This is a genomic window from Streptomyces sp. NPDC026377 (assembly GCF_055567715.1).
In genome coordinates this window covers 18,562-44,859 of the sequence record NZ_JBVHPV010000031.1, presented here as the reverse complement: position 1 = coordinate 44,859, position 26,298 = coordinate 18,562, and the positions used below count along the sequence as shown (strand labels likewise).

Sequence of the window (26,298 nt, the reverse complement as noted above, 5' to 3'; positions counted from 1 at the left end):
GTCGGCGTCCTCGGTCCAGACGACGACGGCGTTGCCGTTCGCGTCGATGTCGACGTCCGGGTCGACGTGGCTGCCGTCCGCGTTCTCGGTGTCCATGGACACGCGCGTCTCGTACTGGCTGACACCGTCCTTGTAGACGCGCAGCCACACATGGGTCGGGTGGCCCGCGCCGAGCGTTGCCTGGCTCTCCCAGACGACCGCCGTCCAGCCGTTGCGGGCCGCGACCGCGGGGGCCCGCTGGTCACCGACGGAGTCGGCGTTGACGCCGGCGGTCAAGGCCGCATTAGGGAAGCGCTCGGGCAGGAACTTGACGGTGGAGTCGCGCAGCGTCTGCCAGTCCGCCGCGTAGGCATCGTAGATGGCCGCGTTCGCGATGTGCAGCGAGGACTCGTCGGTCTTCGTGATCGTGGGGCCGTAGAGGTTGGCCGAGCCGGTGTAGACGTGTCGCTCGGGTACGCCGTCGGCTCCCGTCCATTCCAGCAGGACGTACTTCGAGTGCAGGTAGTTGGAGCACTGGCGTCCCGGGCTGCCGTCCAGCTTCGGAGCCTGGGGGTCGCGGCCGCACCCGCCGTCCGGCAGGACGTAGACCGGTACCCCGAGCGGCGGCAGAAACTTCGCGCCGTCCTCGGCACCCGCGCTGATGACGGCCTCGATGCGGCAACCGCTCTGGGCGCGCCCGCGCAGCGCCGTCTCGACGAGCGGGCGGTCGGTCCTCCAACTGGCCATCGCGATGCGAATGTGGCCGCCCGAGGCGCACGGGACCGCGGCGATGCGGGCCGCGAGCATGTCGTCCTCGGCGGAGGCCCGCGGGTAGAACCACGCCTCAACGGTGCCGCCGTGCCCGCTCTGATGCCCGCCGTTGGTGTCCGTCCAGGTTTCGTCGCCCCCCGACGCCTCGACCTGCCACATGCGGTTCCATGCCCCGAGGTAGGCGTTGTAGATCGCGCTGTCGCCGGCGCTGATCAGCATGTCGTTGTGCAGTGCGTAGCTGCTCTCGGCCATGTTGTACGAGGACTGGGCGACCACGTTGGTCCGACCGTCACTGAGGGCGCCGAACAGCCAGAACTTGTCGTGATTCTCGACTTGGGTGCGCATGCAGCCCTTCAGGCACCACGTCGTCCGATCGGTACCGAGACGGTTGTCCAGGTCCTTTTGGACGGGCAGCAGCGCGGAGTCCGCCTCGGGGCAGATCCAGCCGGTCGGCCCCTGGTGGCAGCGTTCCCCGATGACTCGTACGTCGACGCCGCGTTCCTTCGCGGCGACGAGGGCGTCGGCAACGCTCTGGCGGTCAATGGCGTAGATGGAGACCCGCACGTCCGAGCCAGGCTTCGCGGCGTCGATCAGGCGGATGGTGTTTACTTCGAGCGAGTTGTCGAAGGAGTTGACCGTCGGTCGGCTGAAGAACGCCTGGAGCGTTCCCGTCGGCGTGGTGACCACCGGGGACGCCGCACCGGTTGTGCTCACCGGCGACGCTGTATCTGTAGTGGCCGCCGGTGACGCCGTGCCGCTCGTGGAAACTGACGCTGCCTCAGGTCCTGACATGGATCGGGCCGAGGCCGTCGCCGGACCGAGGGTCGCGAGCATGGTGGTGAGGGCCGCGAGCACGAGCCACGTTCGTGATATCCGCATGCGCCTTCCCCCCTTCTGTGGAGACAGTGGACCGGGGGAGACTATCCGGCGCCCTGGGGTCGACGCTCCGCCGAACCCGGGAAAAGGGCCTGGTGGGCGGCCTTAAGGTCCAGACGGACGGATGGGACGGGACGGCCCGTTGGTGGCCCGTACGATTTCGACAACGCGCGTGTGACGCCCTCGCCCGCCCGGTCGTTGACTCCGCATGATCGAGGGCCGGAGCGGCCGGACGACACGGTCCCGCTCAGGGCGGCCAACTCTAGGTGAGCTCGATGGCCGTCGCCACCACCGGAGTCGCGGGCCCACGGGTCAGGACGGCAACCCGGTGAGCCTGGTCTACATCGGCGTCTCGGACTCCGACAGCACCCAGAGCCACGAATTCCTCGGTCTGGCCCCGAGCGCGGGCGCAGCCCGGGGCGGTCCCCTGGAGAGATCTGCCCCTTGCGCGACGCGGAGTGACGAGCGTGCATGGCGGATACGGCCATGCTCGTCGTTTCGTGCGGGCGGCCCTGGCCAGGGGCGCCGCGCGAAAGTGGAGGACGCGGGCGTTTCGGCGCCGAAGTACGGCCGTCAGCGGGGTGCCCGCCACTGGGCGTGCTTCGCGGGCGCACAGGACGTCGGCAGGTGTGCATCGACGGATCGGGCTGATGCTAACGAGTCGGTGCGTGACAGCGGGCGGATCGTGTTTGTGCTGTTCACGGGCGGTGGCGTTCGCATCATGCATCCGTCCTGGCCGCAGCGCATCGGTCCACAGTGTGCACCCCCGTCAGTCCGCCACGACGGTTGCTTTCATCGTGTTCTGCTTCTTCTTGTCGGCGGGCATGGGGGTCACCGCACGGATGCCGCGTTTGCGCAGGTGCTCGCGGATCGCGCGGGAGGAGCACGGAGACCGCGGCCACCGGCCCTCTGCCCGGGCCCACGGGCCGTCCGGGTGCAACAGCCACACAGTGCGTTGTCCCCGTTGTCCCCGTTGTCGCGGCAGCGGCGCTCGATGCCGGGCACGGTGAGTTCGAGCATGGACCACACGTCCCATGCGTCCGGTACGTACAACACCGGATAGCGGCCGGTGGCCACCTTGTCGCTGGCAGTGCCCCGGGCGTGCTGGTACAGGCCGTCGAGACCCGGCGGGCAGTCGTCCTGGCCTGGGGGACGGGCTGGGACTGTCGTCCGAGCCCGTTGCCGTGGCCCGTCCCTCGGCTCATGAACACCTGGAGGGATGACCGTGAAGGGGACGGCCGCTGCTCCCTGTGCCGGTTTGTGGACCGGCAGGCAGGTGGAGGCTGCGTCGCCCGGCGGCGGCGGACGAGGGGGCTGAATATTCGCCCGTCCACCGGTTGCGGCCATGCTCTAATCACCGGATGACGAAGATCGAATCAGAGTTGATACGGCGTTGGCTGAACGGTTGGACCGTGGCTCGTTCCCTGCCCGAGGCTGAGCCGGTCGGGCCTGCCGGGGACGGCCTACAGTCCAGGTGCGGCCAACCCGGCCGCGAGGTCGAGGTTTTCGCGTTGCGTGCGGATGAGGAGCCCGAGTCCTTGGCACGGCTTGCGGCGGCCGTCGCCGCTGCGAGGCAGACCACCTGGCTTACGGTACCTACGCTGCGCCCGGGCACCGTCGAAGCCGTCGTCGGCGCCGCCGGACTGGAGTTGCTCCACCGGTCCGAGTGGCTCATGACGACCGATCTGAGCGAGCACCCGCAGCACGCGCCCGCCGCGCCGTACAAGCGGGAGGTTCACACGCAAGGGCCGGTCACGGTTGTCTCCCTCCGTGATCCTTCCGGTGAGGTGGCGGCGCGCGGCACCATCGCCGTGGTCGGCGCCGATGCGATCGCCGATCGCATCGAGACGGACGCGGCGCACCGGCGACGCGGCCTGGGCCGCGCCATGATGAGCGCGCTGGCGGAGGCCGCCGTGGCCCAGGGCGCCCGCACCGGTCTTCTCATCGCCAGTGAGGAAGGCCAGCGCCTCTACTCCTGCCTCGGCTGGCGCCACGAAGCCGATGTCCTGATCGCCCGGGGGCCAGTCGGGACCTGAGTGCGCTGCACCGGGGCCGCCGCTGTCGTACGCGGGCAACGCGGCGCACCAGACCAGGCCAGCCGGTTCCAGGACGGGTCCCCGGTCCGCCAGGCTGGGAAGCAGCTTCGTCCGGCGCCGGCTGCCGCGGGGGTGTGCCTGTCAGCGCGACAGGTTCTGCGAGGCTTGCGGGGCGCCTGGCCGCTCCCCGCGACGGAATGGGCTGTGACAGTAGAGAGGACGGTGGCGCGGGTAGACACCGATGGAACACCAGCCGTGGCCGCTTTCCGGAGCGCCCGTCGAGGTGCCAGAGCAGACGCTGCGGCGCGGCTGGGCGGGAGACCCCCGCTACCGAGCCCGCGGCGCACTTCTCGGCAGTGGCGGAAGCGTACAGCTGGGAGCCGCACCGTCTGCGGAGGCCTCCCCACCGTGGCCACGTGAGGGCTCCCAGACTGATCGCCCTATTTGTGAGTTTATGTCCGCCTTACGGGTAGAGGGGAGTCAACCACTCCTTCTCTGGAGGCCATCATGACGTCAATCCACCGCACGCCCATCGAGGAGCACCCTGACCTGATGGAGCTGCGCGCCCGGCACGACCGCGCGGCCGCTACCCCGCGTGCCCAGATGGTCGAGGCCCTGGCCCTGCTCACCGGCCTCTTCCTCGCCGCTTCCCCGTGGATCGTCGGCTTCAACGGCTTCACCACCCTCGCCGTCACCAACCTCATCGCAGGTATCGCCTACATGCTTCTCCTGGGAGGGCTGGGCAACTCCTACGAGCGCACCCATTCCATGGCCTGGGCGGCGGCCGCCATAGGCATCTGGACCTGCGTGGCCCCATGGGTCGTCGCGGGCGACGTGGCCCATACCCGCTCGATCACCAGCAACCTCATCACCGGCGCCCTCGCCACCCTCCTCGCCCTCGCCGCCGCGTCCGCCGCCCGCGACAACACCAGCCGCCGCGGTTCCGGCACACACCGCCCCATGCCCGGAGCCTGACAGGAGCCGGAAACCGGCACACCCCGCTGCCGCCCCCGGCCTGGCCAGGGGCGGCAGTCGTGCGGGCCCGTGCTGCCGCCGCCCCCGGGGCGGACGCGCGGCCCCGCATGGGGGCGCCACCCATGACCGTGACTGCATATAGGCATATATCGCTGGCGCGACCCCCCGGGGCAACCACCGAAAGGAACCCTGTTGCGCTACGCTGTGTAGCGAATCTGTATCCAGGCGTAAACGTCGTCCCGGTGGATACCGGTGCGTGCGTCCCTGTGTCGCGGTGTGAAGGACTCATTCAGGTGTGAGCTCGGCGGTGACCGTGTGTGCGGTGGCCAAGTCCGCGAGTCGCACTTCGGTCTCGGCCAAGGCTGCGGTCAAGTGCTCGATCTTGACATCGAGCGGAGAGTCAACCCATACCTGCCCAGCTCGGCGCCTCGTCTGCGCTGGGACCTCCAGGGGGGATGGCGGCTGCTCGGCTTCGATGCGATCCGTGGACGCCACGCAGAGTTTGCCCCCGGTGCCCGCGATCTGGACCTCATCGTCAACGCCCTGACGCAGACCGGCACCGTCCTGGCGCCCGATATCGCACTGTTGAGCGCGTGGGAGCGCTGGGGCTCCTACTGCACTTCTGCCGACGAAGCCGTTCTGACAGGCCGTTCCGACGGCGGCGACAGTCCTGTACAGGCCCGCCACCAAGCCTTGCGAATCCCGGCGTTCGTGGCCGCCACGCCCCAGGCCGTGCACGTCCTGGCCGACGCTGAAGCCCGCCGTTGGCAGGACCTGAGCGACGACGGCGTGCCCGGCATCGAGTCAGTCACGAAAGGCTCCCGCCTCTGGGCGGACTTCTGGGCCCAGGTTTGACTTCCCGGTGCCGGTGCCGGTGCCGGTGCCGGTTATGGCGACTCGAGCGTCCGTGTGCGTGCGCGATCGGGAGGGAGAGAGCGGCTGTCCGGGTTGTTGCTACCTTGCTGATCCGGGGCGTGCTCATGCCCGACTCAGACACGATCTGAGCCGCTTGGCGAGAGCGAGGCGATGGCCGTTCCGCGGCAGCCGGGGCTGCTGCGGGGCGTGGTGGCGAGTCGCGTCGTGCCGGCCATCGTGCGGCATCCGGCCCGCAAAGGGACCGGCCTATAACGCGTCGGGAGTTTCCACCAGGGGCAGGTTGCCTGGGCGAGGCTGTCGGCCTTGCTCGCGTCCGCCGGCGCCGGCCTGGTGGCATCCAGGCCGGGGCCGGCGGGGCGACGTCACGCAGGGCCGCCGAGCGGCGGGTGCTCGAGCACGCGGGGCCTGTACTCGACCAGTTGGATGCGACCGTCGAAGGTGCGGTGCTCGATCATTTCGAGGGCAACGTCCGGATAGCCGTCGTAGATGCGTTCTTCGCCCGTTGCCCCGGTGATCACCGGGAACATCACAACCCGGAAGCGGTCGACGAGTCCGGCTCGTAGCAGGGATCGGCACAGGCTGAGGCTGCCGATCGTGCTGAGGAGCTCCGAGCCGTTCGACTTCATGGCGCGGACCGTCTCGATGGCGTCGTCGCGGATGAGCGTGGAGTTGGCCCACGCCAGTGGCTCCTCGAGGGAGGAGGAGAACACCACCTTGGATGCTTGCGTGAGCTCGTCGACGGACGCCTCTTCTTCGGGCCTGAACCCGTCTTGGTCGTTCGGGACCTCGCCTGCGGCGAAGCCCGACATCAGGCGGTAGGTATTCGCTCCCATCAGGTAGGTGGCCGCGGGCTGCTCGCCGAGCCACGCGAGGTACTCCGGGCCCTCCAGACCCCAGAACCCGGGCCACCCCTCTCCCGATGCGTGGCCGTCGAGGGAGGTGATGAAGTCGACGAGAAGCTCCGACATGGTGGTGTCCTTTCCTGGGGTGTCATGAGCTTGGACCCGTGGGGAGCCACAAACTCATCGGCCGCGCTGCGGAATGACGAGAAACCTGATGACGCTGCAGCTGATCAGGTCGGCGGAGCGGCACTGAGCGCCCCTGCTCATCCCCCTATCTCCTGCCCTGCCCTCGGGTGAGGGTTCGGACAGCACCCCTGCATGGGGGGAGAGCAGGTCCCATCCACAGAGTCAGTGACCAGCCACTTCTAGCGGCCGGCGATGTACTGAATCTCCGGGTAGCGCGGCGAGGCCCCCATGAGCAGGTGTCCGGTGTCGGGGCGTCCGCGCAGGTGCGCGTCGAAGAACGTGCGTACGGTCGCCCGCACCCCTGCCACCGCCCGTTCGGCGGGGATCGTACCCAGTGGCAGGGGCAGCGGCACCCCCAACTGCGGTCCCATGGACACCAGGTCCGTGAACGAGAGGTGGTCCGCGTCGGCCAGGCGCAGACACCGATGCCAGCCGCGCAGGTGTTCCCAGAGCGCGGACCAGGTCGGATCCTGGCGGAGGCCGTCGTGGACGGCGGTGTCCACCAGCAGGAACGGCTGGTCCAGCCCGCGCTCGACCACCGGCCCGCGAACGGAGCCGTCGAGGTTGATACCCGCTCGCACCCGAGGATCCTCGGCCATGACGGCCGCCGCCGCGGCGCCGCCCTGGGAATGCCCGAACGCCCCCACCCGGGACAGGTCCAGGACACTCGACAGTCCGCGCGGCAGACGGCGCCGCCGGGCGTCGGGGTTTCCACCCCGATCGAGGCAGGCCAGTTGGTCCAGTACAAACCGGAGGTCGGCGGCGCGTACCGCGACTGCCCTCCTGACGGTGTCCTCGTCCTCCTCGGGGCGTGTGAGCACGACATGGCCGTCGGGGAACTCCACCTCCCCGGAGTCGTAGGGGTGGTCGACGGTGACGACCACGTACCCCCAGGACACCAGGTCCTCGACGACGAGGGTGTTGAAGGTGCGGTCCGAGGCGTAGCCCGGCGAGTACAGGAGGACGGGGCGTCGGCCGCGACGGGCCGGCGCGCGATCCGCGCTGTGTGTCGCCGGAAGGACGACTGCGTCCAGGACGCCTCCGTAACGGGCCTTCAGCGCACGTTCGGCACCGGCCGGCAGCCACGGCATTCTCGCACGGCCCCGGGTGTCGTCCGCCGGATAGGTGACCGTCACCATCAGCTCACGCGGTTGCTTCGGATCCGCCCACGGGTCGGTCCTGGAAGGGTCGATCAGGTGCAGTTCCGCCGCCCCCACCGGGAAGGGGCCGGTCGGTCCGGGAAGCCGCACCGTGACGGGACCGGCCGTCGGCGCGCCGGACCGCGCGGGCGCCGCAGCGGCGAAGGCGGGATGTATGGCGGAGGACGACGCGACTGCGGCGACGCCCCCGGCTATGAGGGCACGGCGAGTTGGTCGGACGGGAGGCACGGCGCTCCTTCCACGGCCCGGCTCGACGCCGTGAAGAAGACCTCGATGGACCCGGCCTGGTGATCATCTGGTCCTCCGCAGCCTAGATCACCCGGTCCGGGACACCGGCGCCACCCCTGCCTGTCCGCCCTGTCGCACCGACAGCCTGATCGGCCATCACCCTGGGAGCTGTGCCTCCGGGCGCCGGGGTCCCCGTGGCGTCGGCCGTCCCCGTCCCGGCCGCACCCCGATCGCGCCCGTGACGCCGGAGGGCAGGGGGACACGAATGACGCGCTGCCATGACACCTCGTGGCCGTGGCTCGGGTGCTGGCAGGAGTTCACCCCGTGAGAGCCGGTGCCGGTCTCGATGAGAGGGTTGCCTCCGTGGGAGCGGCCCCCTCGGCGTCCCCCGCATCGGGCTCGTCGGACTGAGTCTGGGCGGCTATTTCGCGGCCAGGCCGCGCAGCTGGAGCCGCGCGTGGCGGCCGTCGCTACCGCCGGTGGCCCGTTCCGCCTCGACTGGGACGAACTCCCGCAGCCTGTACGGGACATCATGGCTCAGCGCGCACTGGGGGAGTGACTGCCGCCCCCGAGTTCGTACGGACGGCAGGTGGACCTTCGCCGCTCTGGCGCCCCGCATCGCGGCCCCGCTACTGGTCGTGGACGGCGGCCAGGACGTCACCCCCGGCGTGACGAACGGCGAGCCCCTGGCCCGTCTGGCGCCGCGCGGCAGCCACCTGTCCGTCCCTCACGGCGACCACTCCTCGGTAACGCGCGGCCCGACCCGCTGCCCCACCTCAGTGACCACCTCACGTACACCCTGACGGGAGCGTCGACCAGGTCGCCGTCGGCCGCTTCGGACGCCCGGAAGAGGTCGCCGCGGCTGCGGCATTCTTCGCCTCGGACGACGCGCCGTCTCCTGGACGACGGTCCCGGTCCCCGATTCTCCGGGGGCTGTCGGAGCTCTGTCGGCGCCGGCCGTGATCTGTAGGAGGTGTGTCGGTGGCGCTTGCGACCGTGTTCGGGATGCCGCTCCCCAGGAGCACACGTTTCCCCCAGAGCAAGGAGCCTGTTCTCATGCTTCCCGGACCCCAAAAGCAACCGTGGGACGTTCACCGCCTGCCGTCAGCCGAGGACAGGACTGTCCTGGTGACCGGAGGCAACGCCGGGATCGGCTACTTCGTTGCGGAACAGCTCGCCACCACCGGCGCCGTCATCGTCCTCGGCAGCCGGGACGCCGCGAAGGCCGATGCCGCCATGGCCTCCATCCATGCGCGTGTACCCGGAGCTCGTGTACGGCACCTGCAACTGGACCTCGCCGACCTGTCGTCCCTCGAGGCAGCCGTGGATGCGCTGGGCCTCGACCGTCTCGACGCTGTGGTCCACAACGCCGGGGTCGCGCTCGACGATCCGCCGCGTCGGGAGACCGGGGACGGCCACGAGCTGATGTTCGCCACCAACCACCTCGGCCACTTCGCGCTCACCCGATGGCTGGCGCCCCTGCTGTCCGCAGCGCCTGAAGGCCGCATCGTGACGGTGGGAAGCTTCGCCGCACGGTCCGAGCGACTGGACGTGGACGATCTGCAGTCGAGAAGGGACTATCGGCCCAAGCGCACCTACGGCCGATCGAAGCTGGCGCAGATGTGCTTCGCCTTCGAGCTCGACCGCCGCCTGCGCGCCGCCGACAGCACGGTCATCAGTGTGGTGGCCCACCCCGGTGGCGCACTGGACGCCCTCACCCCGTCACGCCCGCCCGTACACGTGACGACCTTCGCGAAGCGGCTGCGGGCCCTGCCTGCGGGGCTCGTGGTGCAGGGCAAGGACGCCGGAGCATGGCCCATCGTCCGTGCCGTTCTCGACTGGGAGGTGGCAGGAGGGCAGTTGTGGGGACCGAGGGTCTTCGGCCTGCGTGGCACACCACGACGAGAGCCCGTCCCCTCGCATATGGCCGACCGGACGGTCGCGGCCCGCCTGTGGGACGCCGGCTGTGAGCTGGCCGGCATCGATCCCCACCTCGGCTTCCACCTCCGGTAGACGCGGAATCCTACTGGTCGGCGGGGCGGCGCGAGTTCGGAGGCGCGGACGACGGCTCAGCCCCGTACTGCGGGGGACGCCCCGACGGAGGCCGAGTCAGCCCACCTGGTCGGGGCCGGTGACAGCCCTCCGCCGCGTCATACGCCCACAGGGCGAACGCGGTCCCCGGGTCCCGTGGACGCGACGGGATCCCGCCGCCGTTCCCGGTTCGGTGCCTGCGCCAACGCCGCGAGCGACATCGTGTGGGCGGCGGCGTCCTGCTCGGCCGGTTGATCCCTCCGCCGGTCAGCCCCTGTTAATCCCCGCACCGATCCCCCCTCCACTTGAACACCCCCCATACCGACAACCGCCGCAGAACGGGTGCCCCACGGCGGTGACGTGCCGGGAGACGGTGATCAACCCGGACCGGTTCCCCGGTGTGGCGCTTCTCATCGCAACGTGCTGGGTGGGGAGAGTGGGCGATCAGCGTGTCCCGACCGACCGCCGACGATCGCCGACCGTTCGGTACCCGCCCCGGCGCCCGTGCGGAGTGCACGCCTTCAAACCGGCATCCCGGCGGCCGGTCCCGCTCGGACCACATCCGCGGACCCCCGAAGGCGTCGAAGGGCTCTACGTACTGAGCGGCCGTCTGTGCGCCGCCCCGTCATCAGCGAAAGCGAAGGGGACGAGAGGCAGCTGGCAGGGCGACCGGGCTGACGCGTGGCAGAGCCCGACGGACGGCCCGGCGCGCGGGCCGGCGAACTTTTTCGAGAATTTCTCGCGAGGCTGTCACACATCGGGGCGGACGCGGTTCAGCCAAGTGTGAGGGTGCGCGGCGACGCCGACGCCTTCACACCAGATCGACCCACCGGCCGTTCACCGAAGCCGCGTCACCACGCATAGGAGTACTCCATGTCCATGGCCTACGTCATCGTTGCCGTTCTCACCGCCGCCTGGATCGGCTTTTCCGGATTCTCGCTCCTGCGCCGGGCGGAGTTCGTCACGGAGCCGCTGATCGACTACGGCGTGCCGCGTTCGTCGTGGACGCTGCTGGGGCTGGCCAAGGCGGCCGGGTCCGTCGGTCTGCTGGTCGGTCTGGCGGTCCCTGTGATAGGTGTCGTGGCCGGGGTCGCTCTGGTGCTGTACTTCCTGGGCGCGGTCGTCACGGTGCTGCGGGCCCGGTCGTACAAGACCGTCGTCTTCCCCGTCCTGTATCTCGCGCCCGCCGTGGCCACCCTGATCCTCGGCCACGCGGCGTGAGGGTGCAGGGGTGTGCCTGGCCCCTGGGCCGCCGGCAGGCGCGAACGCGCGCGCCTGCCGACAGCCGGGTCCACACGATGTGCGCGGCGAAAATCCCAGGAACCGGTTACACCGGGAACACCGGGTTGGACCGGGAACATCAGGAACGCTCGGAATCAGAAGAGCTCGCGGTACTGGTTGTAGCCGTAGCCGATCTTTACCTTGGCGTTGAAGGGTGCGGCCGCCTTGCCGGTGCCCTTGTACAGGTAGAGGTCCCCCTTGGTGTCACGGGCGACCAGGTCGCTGCGGCCGTCCTCGTCGACGTCGCCAGTGGCCACCAGCTTGTTGAACTGGTTCCAGCCGCCGCCGACGCGTACCCGCTGGGCGAAGGGCGTGCGCAGGTCACCGGTGCCCTTGTACAGCCACAGGACGCCCTGCTTGTCGCGGGCGACGATGTCCGGCCGGGTGTCGCCGGTGAGGTCGCCGAGGCCGGTGATCCGGGTGTACTCGTTCCAGCCGCCACCGATCCGGGTACGCGGGGCCAGCGAGCCGTCCGTCCTGCTCTGCCAGCGCCACAGGTAACCCTGCTTGTCGCGCGCCAGCAGGTCGGGGTGCTTGGCGCTGCCGAGGGCGCCGGGCATGATGATGTTGTCGTACGGGCTCCAACCGCCGCCAATCCGCTTGAGGTTGCCGTGCAGCCACAGGTTCAGCGTTCCGTCGTTCATGACGTGGTAGGCGCCGTCCTGGGCGCCGGTCATCTCCAGGTCGATGGAGACGCCGTACTTGAAGTCCTTCCAGACGTACGCGCCGGAGCGGGGGCCGAAGCCGCCCTTTCCGTCGGGCAGGTATACGTACATCTGGCCCGACGGGAGGATCCCGGACAGGAAGTAGGACGGCGCGGCGGGCGTCGGCTTGTGGGCCGCGGCGGCCTTGGCCGTGGCCAGGGAGGCGTTCTTCGCCGAGGACGACGCGGCGGAGCCGTCGGCGACGGCCGTACCCGCGGCCGTCGCGGCCAGGATGACAGTCGTCGCCACCGTGGCCGTGCGCGCCAGGGCGCGCCGACCGCGGAAGAGGTGTTTCACAAGGAACTCCGGACGGTTGATGGACGTGGCGGAAGCGGTTCGGGCCGCACCACATGTGGATGTGCCGCGCCGACGAAGCCGAGCGCGCATGGTGGGGCCAGCCCTGCGGATCCCCCCACGAGGTCTGAACCGCAAGAATATCGACCCATCGTCCGGCCGCCCGGCCCGGGGCACACCCCACATGACCGTGTGCCCAGGCGCCGGCAGACGGCGCGTCACAGTGGCTCAGAGATCGACGCGGGAGCGACCAGCGGGCCTCCGCACCGCAGCGCTTCGGTTCCCCAGCAAGATCGTCCTTCCATCCTCGAACCTGACTTGCGGAGCTCCCCACCCGCCGAATTCGGCTGGGCGCTCTCGGTACCGGGCGATACCGTACGGCGCAGGACCGAGGGGGATGAGCTGATGCGCCCAGTGCTGTTGGTGGATGTGGACGGACCGCTCAACCCGTATGCCGCGAAGCCGTACCGTCGACCCGCGGGGTATCAGACGCACCGTCTGCGCACGCCTCGTTGGGAGGCCGCCGAGCGGCGTCGGCTGGCTGAGTGGGGCCTGCCGAACAAGCCCGTGAAGCCGCTGCGGGTGTGGCTCAACCCGGATCACGGCCCGGCGCTGGACGCCCTTCCCTTCGACCTTGTGTGGGCGACCACTTGGGAGGAAGAAGCCAACGCTTTCATCGCGCCGGTTCTGGGACTGCCCGAGCTGCCCTTCATTTCCTGGCCCTCCCGGCAAGTGCGGCCCGGCGGCGGTGTGTTCTGGAAGACGCCGGAGATCGTCGCGTGGGCGAAGGGCCGTGCGTTCGCCTGGATCGACGACGCGATCACAGAGACCGATCGCGCCTGGGTTGCGGAACACCACGACGGTTCCGCCCTACTGCGCCGAATCGACCTCCGACGCGGCCTCACCATCGACGACTTCGCCGCGCTGACGGCGTGGGCGACCGGCCTGGACTGACTTCACTGCCGCTCGACTACCGCCGCGACGCCGTTCCCCACGCACCCTGTGGGACAGCTCATCGGCGGAGGCCGACGGGTTGCTGGAGCACGCGAGCCGGTGCGCGCCTCGATCGGGGCGGGGACCCAGAACGGCAGGTGAGCAGAACAGCGTGGAAATGTCATGAGGCGACGGACGTGAACGAGCAGCAGCCGGGCGATGGTACGGGCCTCCGCAGGCCAGCGGGCCGGGATTCGGTCCCGCCCACGCCCCGGCCCAGTGGCGGCGCAGCGCCGCAGCAGGGGGTGGACGGCGCCCCCCAAAGGCGGCCGTCCCATCAGCCACGATGCCAGCCTCTGCAACGAACGAAACACAGTCGAACGTCTGCTCAGCGAGCTGAAAGCCTGGCGGGGATCGCCACCCGCTACGACAAAACCTCAGACAGCGACCTCGTCGGCCTCCACATCCGCGCCGCGATGCTCCGGATCGACGACCTCCTCAAAGCCGCCGACTGATCACGACTTCACACAGGCCCTAGTGGGGTGTGGCGCTCCTTGAGCATCCGTACCTGTTGTTCAGGAGACCAGGCGCCGGCTCTGCTTGCTCAGTTCCCCTCCGCCTTGAGGAGTGGATCAACGGGCGCGAAGATGGAAGGGGTGTCGAGAAACAGGGGGAGCGCAGTGAGTCTGGGAACAGTGGCGGTAACAGGAGCGGCGGGCACCATCGGTTCCGTGGTGCGTGAGGCGCTACGACACGAGGCGGCACGCCTGGTCCTGCTCGACCGCGTACCGCTCCGCCCGGAAGCCGAGAACGAGGACGTGTACACCGTGGACCTGCGGGACGCCGCCGCGGTGGAATCGGCCCTCGCGGGAGCCGACCGTGTGCTCCACTTGGGCGGCGTGCCTGACGAGGCTCCTCTCCCGGACCTGCTCGAAGCCAATGTGCTGGGGACGCATCATGTCCTGGAGGCGGCGCGGCGCATGGGAATCGAGCGGGTGGTGCTGGCGAGCAGCAACCGCGTGACCGGGTTCTACCCCGCCGGACATCTCACCGGTCCACAGGAGCCCGCACGCCCCGACGGTCTCTACGGAGTGAGCAAGGTGGCCGTCGAGGCCCTAGGGCAGTTGTACGCCGACAAGTTCGGTCTGTCGGTGGTCTGCCTGCGCATCGGCAGCTTCGAGCCCCTGCCTACCGAGCCCCGCCACGTGGCGACCTGGTTGAGCCCGCGCGATGCCGTCGGCTACATCCGGGCCGCTCTGACGGCACCGTCCTCCATCCGCTTCGTCACGGCGTACGCCGTCTCCGCCAACAGCCGCCGCTTCTGGAAACTTCCCGACGTGACGGAACTGGCTTACGTCCCCGTCGACAACGCCGAAGCCCACGCTGCGGACATTCCCGGGGATCTTTCGGCCGTTCCGACCGGAACCCAGGCCGGCCTCTATGCTGAGCCCGAGTTCACCCTCAAGCACCTTCGGCCCTGACGCATATGACCGTCGCAATGGTCCCACGCACGCGGGGGTGAATCCGCCCCAACGCCAAGGCCGGGCAGGGCGTGGTCCCCACACAGGCATGGGTGATCGGGGTGGGAACCGACCGGCTCCACGACGTGGTCCCCACGCAAGTGGGGGCTTCGAGTCGGCACGTCGGGAGTGCGTGGGCTGAAGGGCGTTCCCGAGCCGGTGGGGGCGCGGGAAGATCCGGAGCGTGAACGGCCATCGCGGAACTGATGATGCTGCAACTTCGACGTCTTGGCTGAGCACCGCTGAGTACCGTTGAGAGCCCTTCGACCCCGATCCACGCTCGAAAGCACGTCCGGGCAGGCTTTATGACTCGACGCCCTCTTCTTCCTGGAGCGCGTGCAACGGGCCGAGCAGGGTGGCGACCACAGCCCACCGAGGTCAAAGCAGGCCGGATGCGCGGGATCATTCCCCGAAGGCGCGGGGACCACTGATGGCGGCAGTGATACTGGTCAGGCCCATCGGACCATCCCCGCGTGCGCGGGGGCCACTCGCTGCGACGTGCGGGTCCAGTCGGCTGCGGAGTGCTTTTCGGTCACTTTCATGGAGTCCGGCATTTGCGTCACATCGCTGGTTCCGTCTGTGCGTTGTGTTGTTTCAACGGCAGCAGGCCGTCGGTTGTGCGGGGCTGTGCTGCTGGCTTCGGGATCATTGGCTGCTCCTGGTGACTGCGTTCCTGCTGGCCGGGGAGGGGAGACGGCGCCTGGTCATGGGGATACGGGGGCCTCGGCCGCGGGCTTGGGAACATTGCTGTCGGCGGTTTGGCGCTGGGACGGCTCGGTGGCCGGATGCAGCAGTCGAGGATGACGTCGCAAGGGAGCTGGCAGCCACCAGTTGGCCCGCCCCGCCAGCTTCATGACGGCTGGCACCATCAAGGGGCGGATCACCACCGTGTCCAGGAGGACGGACAGGGCCACAGTGACAGCGATGATCTTCATTTGGACGACGTCCGTCACCGCGAGCGCCAGCAGAACGACGAGAACCACGGCGGCAGAGGCGGTGAACAGGGGCGCGGCAGCCTGTAGCCCGTCAGCCGTCGCTCGGGTGGTGTCCCGGGTACGGCCGTACGCCTCGGTGATGCGGGCCAGGAGCAGGATCTCGTAGTCCATGGACAGGCCGAAAGCGAGAAAGAACGCGATGAAAGGCAGCATGAGGTCGGTGGTACCGGTGACGGTGAAGTCGCCGACAAGGTAGTGCAGGTGGCCCTGCTGGAAGATGTAGACCATCGCGCCGAAGGTCGCGGTGAGACTGAGCAGATTGATCAGAGAGGCCTTGAGCGGCAGGAAGAGGCTACGGGTGAAGACGAACAGCAGGGCGAGGGTCGCGAGGACCACGACGGCCAGGGCTGCGGGTAGTCGCTGGAGGGCGGCGACGCGGGTGTCGAGGAAGTCCGCCGTGGCTCCGCCGGTGAGGGCAGGTGCGGGGGCCGGCTGGACGCGGATGGTGTGCAGGAGGTCAGCGGCGGCAGCTCTGTAGGGCCGGGGTGTGGAGCTGATGGCCAGCCAGGTGCCGGACGGTAGGGCGAACCGCCGTACTCCCGCGCACGGCGGCTTCGCGGCCGCGGCGGCGGCTGTGGGATCGCATCGGGCGCCGACGGGCTTGCCGTCCAGATAGGTGCCGGTCGCGGTGCGCAGTCCCTGAACACCTGGGAGCTTGGAGAGCCGGCGGGCGTAGGCGTCGAGGCGGTGAGCGGTGTCGGGGTCGGTGGGACGCCAGCTGGGCAGGACAACGTCAATTTCGCTGCCTACTTGAGGGAAGCCGGAACGTAGGTCTTCCATGGCGCTGACGACGGGTGAGTCGGCGGGCAGGTCGGGTCGGACGCCACCGGGCCGAACACGGCGGGCTCGGCCCGCAGCACCGCGACAACGGCGAGCGCGACACCCAGTAGGATTTTGCCGGGATCGTGTACCGCTCTGAGCTTGCGCCACGAGGTGAGTGCCGCCGACAGCACGTCGGCCAGCTCTGTCCGGCGGGCTGTCTCCACGAGCAGCACTCCGCCGGCCTGCGAGACCACCCCCTGGGCCGCCACCCGATATCCGCACACGCGGGTAGCACCCAAGACGATGTTCACCTGGAAAGTGCCTCCGACGGGTGCGGGAACAGGGGCCCAGGTAATCCTCATTCTCGCTGGTCAGATGCGCTTTGCGCTTAGCTGATCACCTGTCGGCCGGAGAGCGCGAGGCTACGACGTCACGGGTTCCAGCCGCAGCCGTCGGGCCGGCCACGGTGGTGGCTCGGCCGGGCCGAACCAGACCCGGGCGTCCTCCCCGGTGCGGACGGGCAGGCGGGGAAAATCGTTCTCGGCGTGCTCGGTGCGGTGCAGCGCATGGCGCGGGCCCAGGTGCCGGGCGGCGTACGCATCGAAGGCGGCCGCGTCGGTGGGGTGGCAGACGGTCGCGAACACTTCACCGGCGCCGGGCGGAGGCGTGAAGCCCGGGCCGCGCAGCAGCAGGACGTTGTCACTGTCGACCATGGTGGCGTTGGCCGCATCGCGGTGCTCCCGCCAGACCGGGCCGGTGTAGAACGCCTCCAGCGCGCGCCGGCGGTGCGCCATGTCGGGGAACGCGCGCAACCAGACGAAGCGGTCCGGGTCGTCCAGGTCGCGGAAACGGCCTCCGACGGTGATGCCGACCGCCCGCTGACCGGTCACGAACTCGCGCTCGAACAACTCGATCAGCGTCTCCCGGTCTCCAGGATGCAAGGTGTACTGGCGGAGTTCGACGATGCTCATCCGCCGTCCCGCCCCGTGCGGGTGAGATCCATGGTCCAGTTGAGCTTCCAGGAGCGGCCGTCGTCGGCGGAGAACTCCTGCTCCCAGCGGGCAGTGTCCGGGCCGAGGCGGTACCCGGCGAAGTGCACTCGGATCGGCCGGCCGTTGTAGGTGTCCTTTCCGTGGAAATCGCCGCGGTCACCGGTGAAGCCGCCGACCACCGGCGGATCCAGTCGGCCCGACCGGCTGTCGGACCAGTGGATCGACCAGCGCTCCGTCTCCCGGTCGAACAGCCGCAGGCTTACGCCCTGACGGCCGAGGGTGGGAAAGGTGATCTCGTCAATGTTGCCGGCGCCCCCGAAAAGCGGCCGGACCACCGCGTGACCGGGGAACTCCCCCCAGGTACCGGGGCCCGAGCCGAGTGGTGCGGTGAGACGGCGGTTGGCCACGTCCCAGGAGCCGTGCAGGAAGTCGAAGTCGTCCATGCGCCGCAGGTTAGGGCGGGTCTGCTGACATCTCCTGTCAGTGGATACTGAGCGGCATGCGTGCGAGTCGGATGGTCACCCTGCTTCTGCTCCTCCAGAACCGGGGCCGGATGACGGCCCGGCAGCTGGCCGAGGAACTGGAGGTCTCCGTCCGGACGGTTTACCGGGACGTCGAGGCGCTCGGTGCCGCTGGTATCCCGCTGTATGGCGCTGCCGGTCACGCGGGCGGCTACCGGCTGGTCGACGGCTACCGGACCCGGCTCACCGGACTGACCGCAGACGAGGCGCAGGCCGCGTTCCTTGCCGCACTTCCCGGTGCCGCCGCCGAGCTCGGCCTCGGCGAGGCGCTCGCCAGCGCCCGGCTCAAGCTGCGGGCCGCCCTTCCGGCGGAGCTGCGCGAGCATGCCGAGCGGATCCAGGAACGTTTCCTGCTGGACGCCCCCGGCTGGTACGGCGACGTGGATCAAGTGCCTCACCTGACGGCGGCCGCCGCCGCGGTGTGGGCACGGCGGGCGGTGGTACTGCGGTACCGGCGCTGGCGGGCGCCGGAGGAGATCGAGCGACGGGTGGAGCCGTACGGGCTCGTCCTCAAGGCCGGCCGCTGGTACCTGGTCGCCGACGGGCCATCCGGGATCCGTACCTACCGGATCGACCAGATCCTCGAACTCCGTGCATTGGAAGACGAGTTCGTCATCCCGGACGGGTTCGACCTGGCCACGCACTGGAACAGCTATCTGGCCAACTTCCGAGCGCGACTACACACCGGGGAGGCCGTGGTACGGCTCACCTCGGAGGGCGCCCGCCGCCTCGGCGTCACACCCACCGGTGACGGATGGACGCAGGCCCGGGTGCCCATCGAGTCGATCGATCACGCCCACGGAGAGTTCCTGCGGCTGGGCACCGATGTCGAGGTCATGGCACCGGCTGAACTCCGCGACCGCATCGCCGAGACGGTACGGACCCTGGCCACCCGCTACGAAGGGTCGCGCTGGGCAGAGGGTTCTCCCGACCGAGACACCGGCCACCCGCACCCTCCGCCCTGCACCCGCACATGCGTATAGAACTCCATACGCGTCTTCACCCAAGGAGTGCGGTCTTCTCGGCCTTGATCGCAACAAAATACTCATGCGCGCGCACGACGAACGTCTCGATCCCTGCCCGGCGGGCGTGGAGGCGTATCTCGCAGACCGCCTCCGCAGCCGGGAGAAGCTGCTGTCGGCCTTCGAGGCGGACGACTGGGCGCGCAGCGAGGCCATGCCCTCGGGGGGAGGAGATCCGCCGGGTCCGGCGGCTGATCAGCCGGGGCAGGGCGGATCTGGACGATCTGAGCGCAGAGGACCGGGCGCAGATCGAGCGGGCCGTCTCGGTCGTGCGCCGCGGGCGCAGTGTGATGCCGGGCATGCCGGGCATGCCGGGGATGCACCGGGTCGGTCAGCCGCTGCCGATGTCCGGCCGAGGGGGTCGGCGTGTGCTCCGCGATGGGCGATGGCCGCAAGGCCGACTCCGCCCGGCGCCGCCGGCGTGTGGTCAACGCGGTCAGCGCCGCGGCCCGGGGCGGGGGCCGGATCAGTGTGTCCGACATCGCTCGGCAGGAAGGGTGGACCGGACCTTCCTCTACCGACACTCGGATCTCCTCGCGCTGGTCCACGCTGCCGAGGCCGAGCCGGCTGATTTCCGCATCATCGGCGGGCGAGGACTCGAAATCGGCGTTGTGGGGGACTGGCCAAGCATGACCGGCCGCATCGCGTTGGAGCGGCTTCACAGTGGCCTTGCCGTCCAGCATGGTGGCGTCGATGTCACCAGGCACGGCCGTCGGCTGACGGCGTCCGATGACCGTGCCACCCTCGCGGACGGCCGCTTCCACCATGCTCTGGCCGACCACCTGAAACCGAGGAGTTCGCCGAATCTTGGAGGGCCCCTCCGGCGGGCGAACCGGTGGCGATTCGGCCTCTACAACCTTGAGTCTGGCGTGGGTTCGCTCGCGAACCTGAACTGGCAGAACGGCGAGAGGACCCTAGCCAGGTGCCAGGGTTCTCTCGCCGCTCGCGTGCCGTGTCAGTGGCTGCCGGCGAGTTCGCCGGTGAGCTTGCCGTGGAGGTCGGCGCTCGGGTCGTTCAGGCCGGTGATCTCGACGGTCTTGCCGCGCTGGGCGTACTTGGTCTCGATGGCGTCGAGGGCGGCGACGGAGGAGGCGTCCCAGATGTGGGCGGCGGACAGGTCGATGACGACCTTGTCGGGGTCGGTGGCGTAGTTGAACTGACCGACCAGGTCGTTGGCGGAGGCGAAGAACAGCTCGCCGGTGACCTGGTAGACGACCGTCGTGCCGTCGGGGTCGACCACGGCGGTGACCTCGGCGAGGTGGGCGACGCGCCTGGCGAAGACGACCATGGCGGTGATCGAGCCGACGACGACGCCGATGGCGAGGTTGTGGGTGGCGACCACGCAGGCGACGGTGATGACCATGACGGCGATCTCCCCGGCGGGCATCCGACGAAGTGTCTTGGGGGCGATGGAGTGCCAGTCGAAGGTCGCGAACGACACCATGATCATGACGGCGACCAGGGCGGCCATGGGGATGTCGGAGACGACCGGCCCGAAGGCGATGCAGAGCACCATCAGGAGCGCGCCGGCGAGGAAGGTGGACAGGCGGGTGCGGGCGCCGGAGACTTTTACGTTGATCATCGTCTGGCCGATCATGGCGCAGCCGCCCATGCCGCCGAAGCAGCCGGTGACGATGTTCGCGATGCCCTGGCCGATGGACTCGCGGGTCTTGTTCGAGTGGGTGTCGGTGATGTCGTCGACCAGCTTGGCGGTCATCAGCGACTCCATCAGGCCGACCAGCGCCATCGCGAACGCGTACGGGGCGATCGTCGTCAGAGTGTCCACGGTGAAGGGCACGTCCGGAAGGCCCGGGACCGGCAGGGAGGAGGGCAGGGCGCCCTTGTCGCCGACGGTCGGCACCGCGATGGCCGCGCCGACGGTGATCACGGTCAGGATCCCGATGGAGACCAGCGGCGCCGGGATCACGGTGGTGACCTTCGGGAAGAACACCATCAGCGCCAGGCCGCCGGCGATCAGCGGGTACACGGCCCAGGGCACGTTGTGCATCTCGGGGACCTGGGCCATGAAGACCAGGATGGCGAGGGAGTTGACGAAGCCGACCATTACCGAGCGGGGGATGAACCGCATCAGCTTGGCCACCCCCACCGCACCCAGGATGACCTGGAAGACGCCCGCCAGGATGACGGCGGCGACCAGGTAGCCGAAGCCGTGCTCACGGTTCAGCGGGGCGATCACGAGCGCGACGGCGCCGGTCGCGGCGGAGATCATCGCCCTACGACCGCCCACGACCGAGATGACCACGGCCATCGTGAAGGAGGCGAACAGGCCGATCGCGGGGTCGACTCCGGCGATGATCGAGAAGGAGATCGCCTCGGGGATCAATGCGAGGGCGACGACCAGGCCGGCGAGGACCTCGGTGCGCCAGACCTTCGGGTCGGAGATCCAGTCGGGCTTCAAACCGCGCAGTCGCGCGGTCGGGGACACAGCAGTGGCAGCAGAAGACAAGGGAGACGGAACCCGTCGTGCTCGGGCACACCCCTACGGCAGGCCGAGGCGTGCGGGAAGGACGCGCAGGGGCCGGTCCGGCACCCCGCGGGCGGCCCCGCGAAGTGCGGAACCGGAAGTCGAGGGAGGAGGGACGGGTCTGGGCCTGCGCAAGAGCGGGGGCCTTACCTCACGTCCGGGGACGAAGCCTCACGGCGGGCAGGCGGCGGCGCCGGGCATCATGGGCTCGCGCACGCTTGTCTCCTGCAAGAATCGGGTCTTCGCCGGGGGCACCATCGGCCCCGACACGGCAACGGCGAGGCAGCGGCACGCCGCCCTCACCACCAGCAACTCTACCCTAACGTTAGAGTAGAGATCGGCAGTGCCCACCCGGGCCGAGAACGCCGACGACGACAAAGGGCCAGAGGATCACGGGCGTGGACGGCAAGCACATGCAGATCGGTGAGGTCGCCGCGCGCACGGAGCTGTCCCTGCGCACCATCCGGCACTACGAGGAGACCGGCCTGGTCGTCCCCTCCGCCCGCTCACAGGGCGGCTTCCGTCTCTACACCGAAGCCGACGTCGCCCGGCTCACGGTCATCCGGCGCATGAAGCCCCTCGGCTTCACCCTGGACCAGATGCGCGACCTGCTGAACGCCACCGACCAACTCGATGCCGGCACCGGTTTCGACACCAGCGAGCGCGAAGCCCTCCTGGAACGCGTACGGGCCTACCAGCAGGCCGCCACCGAACAGGTGGAGAAGCTGCGGATCCAGCTGGCCCGCGCCGAAGACTTCGCCGCCACCCTGGGCGCCCGCCTGGAGCAGAATTCTCCCGCCGCCCGCGCCTAGGCACCTGGATTTCTCCAGCATGATGGGTCACTTCCCGGTGCAGGGCGCTGTCCTCGGCTTGCCGCATGTGGCGGTGATCAGCGTTTCACGCGTCCGCGGACGGCAAGGACGGCCAGGCCGAGGAGCACGGGTTCGGCCAGCCGGGAGGTCATCTCGGTGTAGGTACCGGCCTTGGTCGGGTCCTGGCCGGAGGAGCGGAAGACCACCGAGTTGATCACCACTCGCAGGGCCTTCTCCGCTCGCTCGGTAGTGACGCGCTGGTTCCACGGGCCGGTGGGGTTGACCGGGTCGGGGGTGTTTGTGGTCGGGCTGATGTCCGGGCCGCCTGCATCCAGCGGCCGCGCTTCGATGAGCCGCCGGTTGTTCTGCTCCTCCAGAACGAGCCGGTTCACCTGGTGCTACCGGCTGCTTGCTACTCGAAGCGGGCAGCGGCAGTGACGGGGGAGCGGTCGGCGTTCGTTCTGCTCTCCCAGAACAAGCCGGATTACGTGCTCCCGGCTTGGCCGCGGGCGGGCATGAAGGAGGCGTTGCACCGGGAGGCGCGCAGCGCCTGTGGGTCTTCGCGGGTTCAGGAGCCCGCTGGAGGGCCCTTGAGCGCGCTGGTTGGCATCTGAAGCGTGATAAATGGCCCGCAGTGCGGTGAGGAGGGGTGGGCGGCCCTTCGGCTTCCGCGGCCGGGCCCCGGGCGGCCCCGGCGCCCGGCCGGGGGTCTCAGGCGCGGGCGGCCGCGGCGGGGACGATCCAGTTGCGGAACTCGACGGCGTAGTGCCGCAGGCGGTGCTCCAGGATCTCGTCCGGGCAGGCGACAAGGAAGTGGACCGTCAGGTTCGCGGTGAAGCCGTCGGCGCTGTCACCGAACTGGATCAGCGCCCGCCCGATGGCGGTGCCGTCGGCTCGATCGTGCTCGTGTGGGACAAACTGCGCATGCACCTGGTCGCGCCACCGCGGGAGCTCTTCGCGGCCAACACTGACTGGCTCACCGTCTTCCGGCTACCGATCCACGCCCCCGGCCTCAACCCCGAGTAAGGCATCCGGTCCCTGGTCAGACGCGACATCGGCAACCCCGCCACGCCGACCTCAGCCAGATCACCGGAGCAGTGAAACGCAAGCTCCAGATGACCCAGTACCGCCCTCACCTGATCGACGGTTGCCTCACCGGAACAGTCCTGGCACCGGACTCATGACATGTCGCGTCCGTGCGACGGTCGGCAGCACCGGCCAGCGGGGCGACCCCGCCTGGTTGGTGCCACAGCTCGCCCATCAGGTGTTGGCCCCTCGTGCCGCCACGGCCCAGCGGTCCACGACCTGATGGCCCTGCACGACGACCAGCTCATCGGCCAGGTTCACCGGTGTGCACGCGTGGTTGGGGACGACTGCCACCACGGTGCCCAGCGATGGCGCCTTCGTGCCCTCGGGAAGCACCACCGTGGTGTGGTGCTCCGACAGTGACGTGAGGGACGCGCCCGGAAAGGCGGGCAGGTACCCGTGGCCAGTGACCCACGGTGACCTGTCGGAGCCCAGTACCTTGCTGCCGACGTCCAGCACGAAGCGTCCGCTGGCCGGCACGCTCACCACGGTCGCGATGGCGTACAGGGCCAGGTCGGTTGGGGTGCAGGTCCCGATGGCCAGCTGGGTCGCGTCGTTGAAGACATACACACCGGGCCGCAGCTCATTGACCGATCCGGGCCTCCACCGCCCGGCCGTCGGCGTTGATCCCCCGCTGACGACCCGCGCAGACAGACCCACGGCCTCCAGGGCTTCGACCGCCTCGCCGAGCGCCAGCTCCTCCTCGCGCGCCGCATTTTCCCGGGCCTGTGGGTCGTAGCCGTATCCGTGCCCGGGGAAGGTGAACACCCCTGCGACATCCAACCCGGCATCAGCGGCCGCCTTGCCCACCGCGGCGGCATCGGCCGGGAGGACTCCGGTGCGGTGGTGACCGCTGTCGACCTCGACCACCACTTCGACCGGGCGCGCGGCCCCCCGAACTGCCCGCCCCAGACGCTGGACACCCTCCACAGAGTCGGCGCCGACCCGCAGTGCCGCGGTCTCCGCCAGTCGACGCAACCGCCGAGCCTTGCCATCGTCGACCCACAACGGGTAGGCGATGAACAGATCATTGGTACCGCCTCGGGCGAACACCTCCGCCTCAGCAACGGTGGCCACCGTCAGACCCACTGCCCCCGCGCCGATCTGCCGGTCGGCGATCTCCCGGCACTTGTGCGCCTTCGCATGAGGACGCAGCGCAAAACCGCCTGTTCCGGCCGCGGCTGCCATCCGAACGATGTTCCGTTCCATCACCTCGACGTCGACCACCAGCGCGGGTGTGTCTACACCTTCAGGAAGACCTGTGCTCATATCGATGCACCTCCGTCCGAAGATCACGCACAGACGATCACGCATGGTTCCCGTCAAGAACACTCAAGACACGGATCCCTGGCGACAGATGCCCACAACCAGGACCCCCAGGCCGAGGCACTTTGATTGTTGCGCTCCGGCAAGCGGGGAGCACCCGCCTATCAGGGCAGTGAGGTGTCACCCACACGTATGCCCGGGGATGTGGTGGAAGTCGGGACGTGGATGAGGGTGAGGGGTCGTTCCCCGGTCGAGTCAAGCTGAGGGGGGAGCCTCATGGGAAGCTCCCCCCTCAGTGGGTGGACTGACGCGGTGTGGGGTTCAAAGCCCTCAACCTCCCCAACCGCGTACGGATGAACACCCTCGGCTATGTCGTGTGCGGGAGCACGTCCGAGTCATCCCCTGACGATGCAGAAGGGATGACCAGCTGGATCGGTGAGGACCCGCCACCTGTCCTCATGCGGCTGGTGATCCATCTTGCCCGCGCCCAGCTCCAGCAACCCGGCCTCCGCCTCATCCAGGTCTGTGACGTCGAAGCAAAGGTGAAGCTGCTGGGGAACGGTTTGATCGGGCCAGCTCGGGGCCCGGTAGTCGTCGACCCTTTGAAATCCGATGAGGAGTCCGTCCTCACGGGTGAGACCGGCAAAGTCAGCGTCCGACTTCGGGTGGGGCTCCAGGCCGGTGGCCTGCTGATAGAACGCAGCCAGAGCCAGTGGATCAGGGCAGTCCAGTGTTATCGCGCTCAACTTCATCCGCAAGGGCATGACATCTCCGAGCTGATCAGCAGACTTTCTTGATGCACATGCTAGCGAGTTGGTGCGTGATAGCGGGTGGGGCATGCTCTGGTGGTGAGGGCATGGTTGATCGGGCCGTGCTGGCGCCGCGTCCGTTGTTCACGGGTGTCTCGATGGCTTATCTGTCGTCGTTGGTGGCGGAGTTGGCCAGGCCGTGGGTGGCCGGGGTGGAGGGCCGCCGGTGTCAGGCGAGGGGCGGGGACTGGATGCCACCCGTCCAGGTCCGCCGCCCCGCCGCGGGCCGGAGCGGCCGGTGTGTGTTTGTGTCGGGTAAGAAGAAGCAGAACACAAGGAAAGCCACCGTCATCGCCGGCCACAACGGCCACACTTGCGGGCTGACACACTCAGGCCAGGGTGGATGCATGACACGGCCGCCGCCCGCACGGCAGGTAGCAGCCAGTCTTCGACCGGCGTGGTCCAGGTCCTCCTTGATGACGTCTGCCTCGGAATGAGCCGTGACCATCCCGGGCGGGCCCTCACCCCCGCCACGCAAACTACGACCGGGAGCGATAGCGCGCTTCGTCGAAGACCGAGAACGCCAGCGACACGACCACTCCTGACAGCGAATCACCGGCGAACATGCCCTGGCCGACCACAAACGCTGGAAACAGCTCATCCGCTGGACCCACCGCCACGACCGCCTGCCCGACACCTACCGAGCCATCACCGGCCTCATCTCCGACCGCACCGCCACACCCTGAACCACACCTACACCCCATGAGCGGCCAACACACCCCACCCGCTATCACGCACCCACTCGTCAGGCGAGCTGTACGTACCGCTGCTGCTGCCGGTCCGCAGGAACAGGTCGCCACCGGAGTTGGTGGCGCTTGGGACACTGTGTGAGAGATCCTCGACGCGAATCGCACCG

Annotated in this window: 21 protein-coding genes and 4 pseudogenes; 11 read left to right on the top strand and 14 right to left on the bottom strand. The window is 69.3% G+C overall.

Features of this window, described 5'->3' with window-relative positions; translation table 11 throughout:
• The coding region (locus ACZ4MU_RS34280) for a phospholipase D-like domain-containing protein (protein WP_467883447.1) at positions 1–1,464 on the bottom strand (1,464 nt) is incomplete at its 3' end.
• A 1,523-nt stretch (positions 1,465–2,987) separates the two neighbouring features.
• Here ACZ4MU_RS34280 and ACZ4MU_RS34275 point away from each other — a divergent pair.
• From ACZ4MU_RS34275 to ACZ4MU_RS34265, 3 genes are all read left to right on the top strand, one after another.
• The gene (locus ACZ4MU_RS34275) at positions 2,988–3,662 is read left to right on the top strand and encodes a GNAT family N-acetyltransferase (RefSeq protein WP_467883446.1); all 675 of its coding nucleotides are present in this window, start codon (positions 2,988–2,990) and stop codon (positions 3,660–3,662) included.
• A gap of 507 nt (positions 3,663–4,169) precedes the next feature.
• Positions 4,170–4,637 (top strand): SPW repeat protein, encoded by a 468-nt coding sequence (locus tag ACZ4MU_RS34270; protein WP_467883445.1) that lies wholly within the window; start codon positions 4,170–4,172, stop codon positions 4,635–4,637.
• Positions 4,638–5,009: 372 nt separating this feature from the next.
• Positions 5,010–5,492: a hypothetical protein gene (locus ACZ4MU_RS34265; protein ID WP_467883444.1), complete on the top strand. Its 483-nt coding sequence runs from the start codon at positions 5,010–5,012 to the stop codon at positions 5,490–5,492.
• Positions 5,493–5,875: 383 nt separating this feature from the next.
• Here the strand turns inward: ACZ4MU_RS34265 and ACZ4MU_RS34260 are convergent, their stop codons facing one another.
• Together ACZ4MU_RS34260 and ACZ4MU_RS34255 are read right to left on the bottom strand one after the other, a co-directional pair.
• Positions 5,876–6,481: a dihydrofolate reductase family protein gene (locus ACZ4MU_RS34260; RefSeq protein ID WP_467883443.1), complete on the bottom strand. Its 606-nt coding sequence runs from the start codon at positions 6,479–6,481 to the stop codon at positions 5,876–5,878.
• Positions 6,482–6,720: 239 nt separating this feature from the next.
• Entirely contained in the window at positions 6,721–7,791 is a 1,071-nt protein-coding gene (locus ACZ4MU_RS34255; RefSeq protein WP_467883442.1) for an alpha/beta hydrolase family protein, read from the bottom strand.
• 1,194 nt (positions 7,792–8,985) lie between these two features.
• Here ACZ4MU_RS34255 and ACZ4MU_RS34250 point away from each other — a divergent pair.
• Both ACZ4MU_RS34250 and ACZ4MU_RS34245 read left to right on the top strand, forming a co-directional pair.
• Positions 8,986–9,942 (top strand): SDR family NAD(P)-dependent oxidoreductase, encoded by a 957-nt coding sequence (locus ACZ4MU_RS34250; RefSeq protein ID WP_467883441.1) that lies wholly within the window; start codon positions 8,986–8,988, stop codon positions 9,940–9,942.
• Between the two features lie 891 nt (positions 9,943–10,833).
• Positions 10,834–11,181: a DoxX family protein gene (locus ACZ4MU_RS34245; protein WP_467883440.1), complete on the top strand. Its 348-nt coding sequence runs from the start codon at positions 10,834–10,836 to the stop codon at positions 11,179–11,181.
• Positions 11,182–11,336: 155 nt separating this feature from the next.
• Here ACZ4MU_RS34245 and ACZ4MU_RS34240 read toward each other — a convergent pair whose 3' ends face one another.
• Positions 11,337–12,242 carry an FG-GAP repeat domain-containing protein gene (locus tag ACZ4MU_RS34240; RefSeq protein ID WP_467883439.1) on the bottom strand — a complete coding sequence of 302 codons (906 nt, stop codon included), beginning with the start codon at positions 12,240–12,242 and terminating at the stop codon, positions 11,337–11,339.
• A 402-nt stretch (positions 12,243–12,644) separates the two neighbouring features.
• Between ACZ4MU_RS34240 and ACZ4MU_RS34235 the strand changes: the two genes are divergently transcribed.
• Together ACZ4MU_RS34235 and ACZ4MU_RS34230 are read left to right on the top strand one after the other, a co-directional pair.
• Positions 12,645–13,193 carry a hypothetical protein gene (locus ACZ4MU_RS34235; RefSeq protein WP_467883438.1) on the top strand — a complete coding sequence of 183 codons (549 nt, stop codon included), beginning with the start codon at positions 12,645–12,647 and terminating at the stop codon, positions 13,191–13,193.
• Positions 13,194–13,852: 659 nt separating this feature from the next.
• Complete coding sequence (locus ACZ4MU_RS34230; RefSeq protein ID WP_467883437.1) at positions 13,853–14,653, top strand: NAD-dependent epimerase/dehydratase family protein; 801 nt, start codon at positions 13,853–13,855, stop codon at positions 14,651–14,653.
• 743 nt (positions 14,654–15,396) lie between these two features.
• On the opposite strand, the gene ACZ4MU_RS34225 is transcribed toward ACZ4MU_RS34230, so the two are convergent.
• The 4 genes and pseudogenes from ACZ4MU_RS34225 to ACZ4MU_RS34210 all read right to left on the bottom strand — a co-directional run bounded on the left by ACZ4MU_RS34225 (position 15,397) and on the right by ACZ4MU_RS34210 (position 17,884).
• Positions 15,397–16,467 (bottom strand): MMPL family transporter, encoded by a 1,071-nt coding sequence (locus ACZ4MU_RS34225; protein WP_467883436.1) that lies wholly within the window; start codon positions 16,465–16,467, stop codon positions 15,397–15,399.
• Positions 16,468–16,496: 29 nt separating this feature from the next.
• Positions 16,497–16,800 (bottom strand): annotated as a pseudogene (locus tag ACZ4MU_RS34220) (transposase); the annotation flags it as partial.
• A 71-nt stretch (positions 16,801–16,871) separates the two neighbouring features.
• Positions 16,872–17,420: an NIPSNAP family protein gene (locus ACZ4MU_RS34215; protein ID WP_467883435.1), complete on the bottom strand. Its 549-nt coding sequence runs from the start codon at positions 17,418–17,420 to the stop codon at positions 16,872–16,874.
• Complete coding sequence (locus ACZ4MU_RS34210; protein WP_467883434.1) at positions 17,417–17,884, bottom strand: hypothetical protein; 468 nt, start codon at positions 17,882–17,884, stop codon at positions 17,417–17,419. Before ACZ4MU_RS34210 ends, ACZ4MU_RS34215 begins: the two co-directional genes overlap by 4 nt.
• A 56-nt stretch (positions 17,885–17,940) precedes the next feature.
• On the opposite strand from ACZ4MU_RS34210, the gene ACZ4MU_RS34205 reads away from it, so the two are divergent.
• Positions 17,941–18,945: a helix-turn-helix transcriptional regulator gene (locus ACZ4MU_RS34205; protein ID WP_467883433.1), complete on the top strand. Its 1,005-nt coding sequence runs from the start codon at positions 17,941–17,943 to the stop codon at positions 18,943–18,945.
• Positions 18,946–19,007: 62 nt separating this feature from the next.
• On the opposite strand, the gene ACZ4MU_RS34200 is transcribed toward ACZ4MU_RS34205, so the two are convergent.
• Both ACZ4MU_RS34200 and ACZ4MU_RS34195 read right to left on the bottom strand, forming a co-directional pair.
• Complete coding sequence (locus tag ACZ4MU_RS34200) at positions 19,008–19,766, bottom strand: LexA family protein (protein ID WP_467883432.1); 759 nt, start codon at positions 19,764–19,766, stop codon at positions 19,008–19,010.
• 173 nt (positions 19,767–19,939) lie between these two features.
• Entirely contained in the window at positions 19,940–21,430 is a 1,491-nt protein-coding gene (locus ACZ4MU_RS34195) for a SulP family inorganic anion transporter (protein WP_467883431.1), read from the bottom strand.
• Between the two features lie 437 nt (positions 21,431–21,867).
• On the opposite strand from ACZ4MU_RS34195, the gene ACZ4MU_RS34190 reads away from it, so the two are divergent.
• On the top strand, positions 21,868–22,281 hold the full coding sequence (locus ACZ4MU_RS34190; protein WP_467883430.1) for a MerR family transcriptional regulator: 414 nt from the start codon (positions 21,868–21,870) through the stop codon (positions 22,279–22,281).
• A 77-nt stretch (positions 22,282–22,358) separates the two neighbouring features.
• On the opposite strand, the pseudogene ACZ4MU_RS34185 reads toward ACZ4MU_RS34190, so the two are convergent.
• Positions 22,359–22,604, bottom strand: a pseudogene (locus ACZ4MU_RS34185) (hypothetical protein); the annotation flags it as partial.
• Positions 22,605–22,992: 388 nt separating this feature from the next.
• Positions 22,993–23,211, bottom strand: coding sequence for a hypothetical protein (locus tag ACZ4MU_RS34180; protein ID WP_467883449.1), 219 nt, complete (start codon positions 23,209–23,211; stop codon positions 22,993–22,995).
• Between ACZ4MU_RS34180 and ACZ4MU_RS34175 the strand changes: the two are divergent.
• Positions 23,173–23,465: pseudogene (locus ACZ4MU_RS34175) on the top strand (IS630 family transposase); the annotation flags it as partial. The gene ACZ4MU_RS34180 and the pseudogene ACZ4MU_RS34175 overlap by 39 nt on opposite strands.
• A 76-nt stretch (positions 23,466–23,541) precedes the next feature.
• Here ACZ4MU_RS34175 and ACZ4MU_RS34170 read toward each other — a convergent pair.
• The gene (locus ACZ4MU_RS34170) at positions 23,542–24,636 is read right to left on the bottom strand and encodes an alanine racemase (RefSeq protein WP_467883429.1); all 1,095 of its coding nucleotides are present in this window, start codon (positions 24,634–24,636) and stop codon (positions 23,542–23,544) included.
• Between the two features lie 392 nt (positions 24,637–25,028).
• Positions 25,029–25,397, bottom strand: a complete 369-nt coding sequence (locus ACZ4MU_RS34165; RefSeq protein ID WP_467883428.1) for a VOC family protein — start codon at positions 25,395–25,397, stop codon at positions 25,029–25,031.
• A 92-nt stretch (positions 25,398–25,489) separates the two neighbouring features.
• Here ACZ4MU_RS34165 and ACZ4MU_RS34160 point away from each other — a divergent pair.
• Positions 25,490–26,128, top strand: a pseudogene (locus ACZ4MU_RS34160) (transposase family protein).
• Positions 26,129–26,298 lie beyond the last annotated feature (170 nt).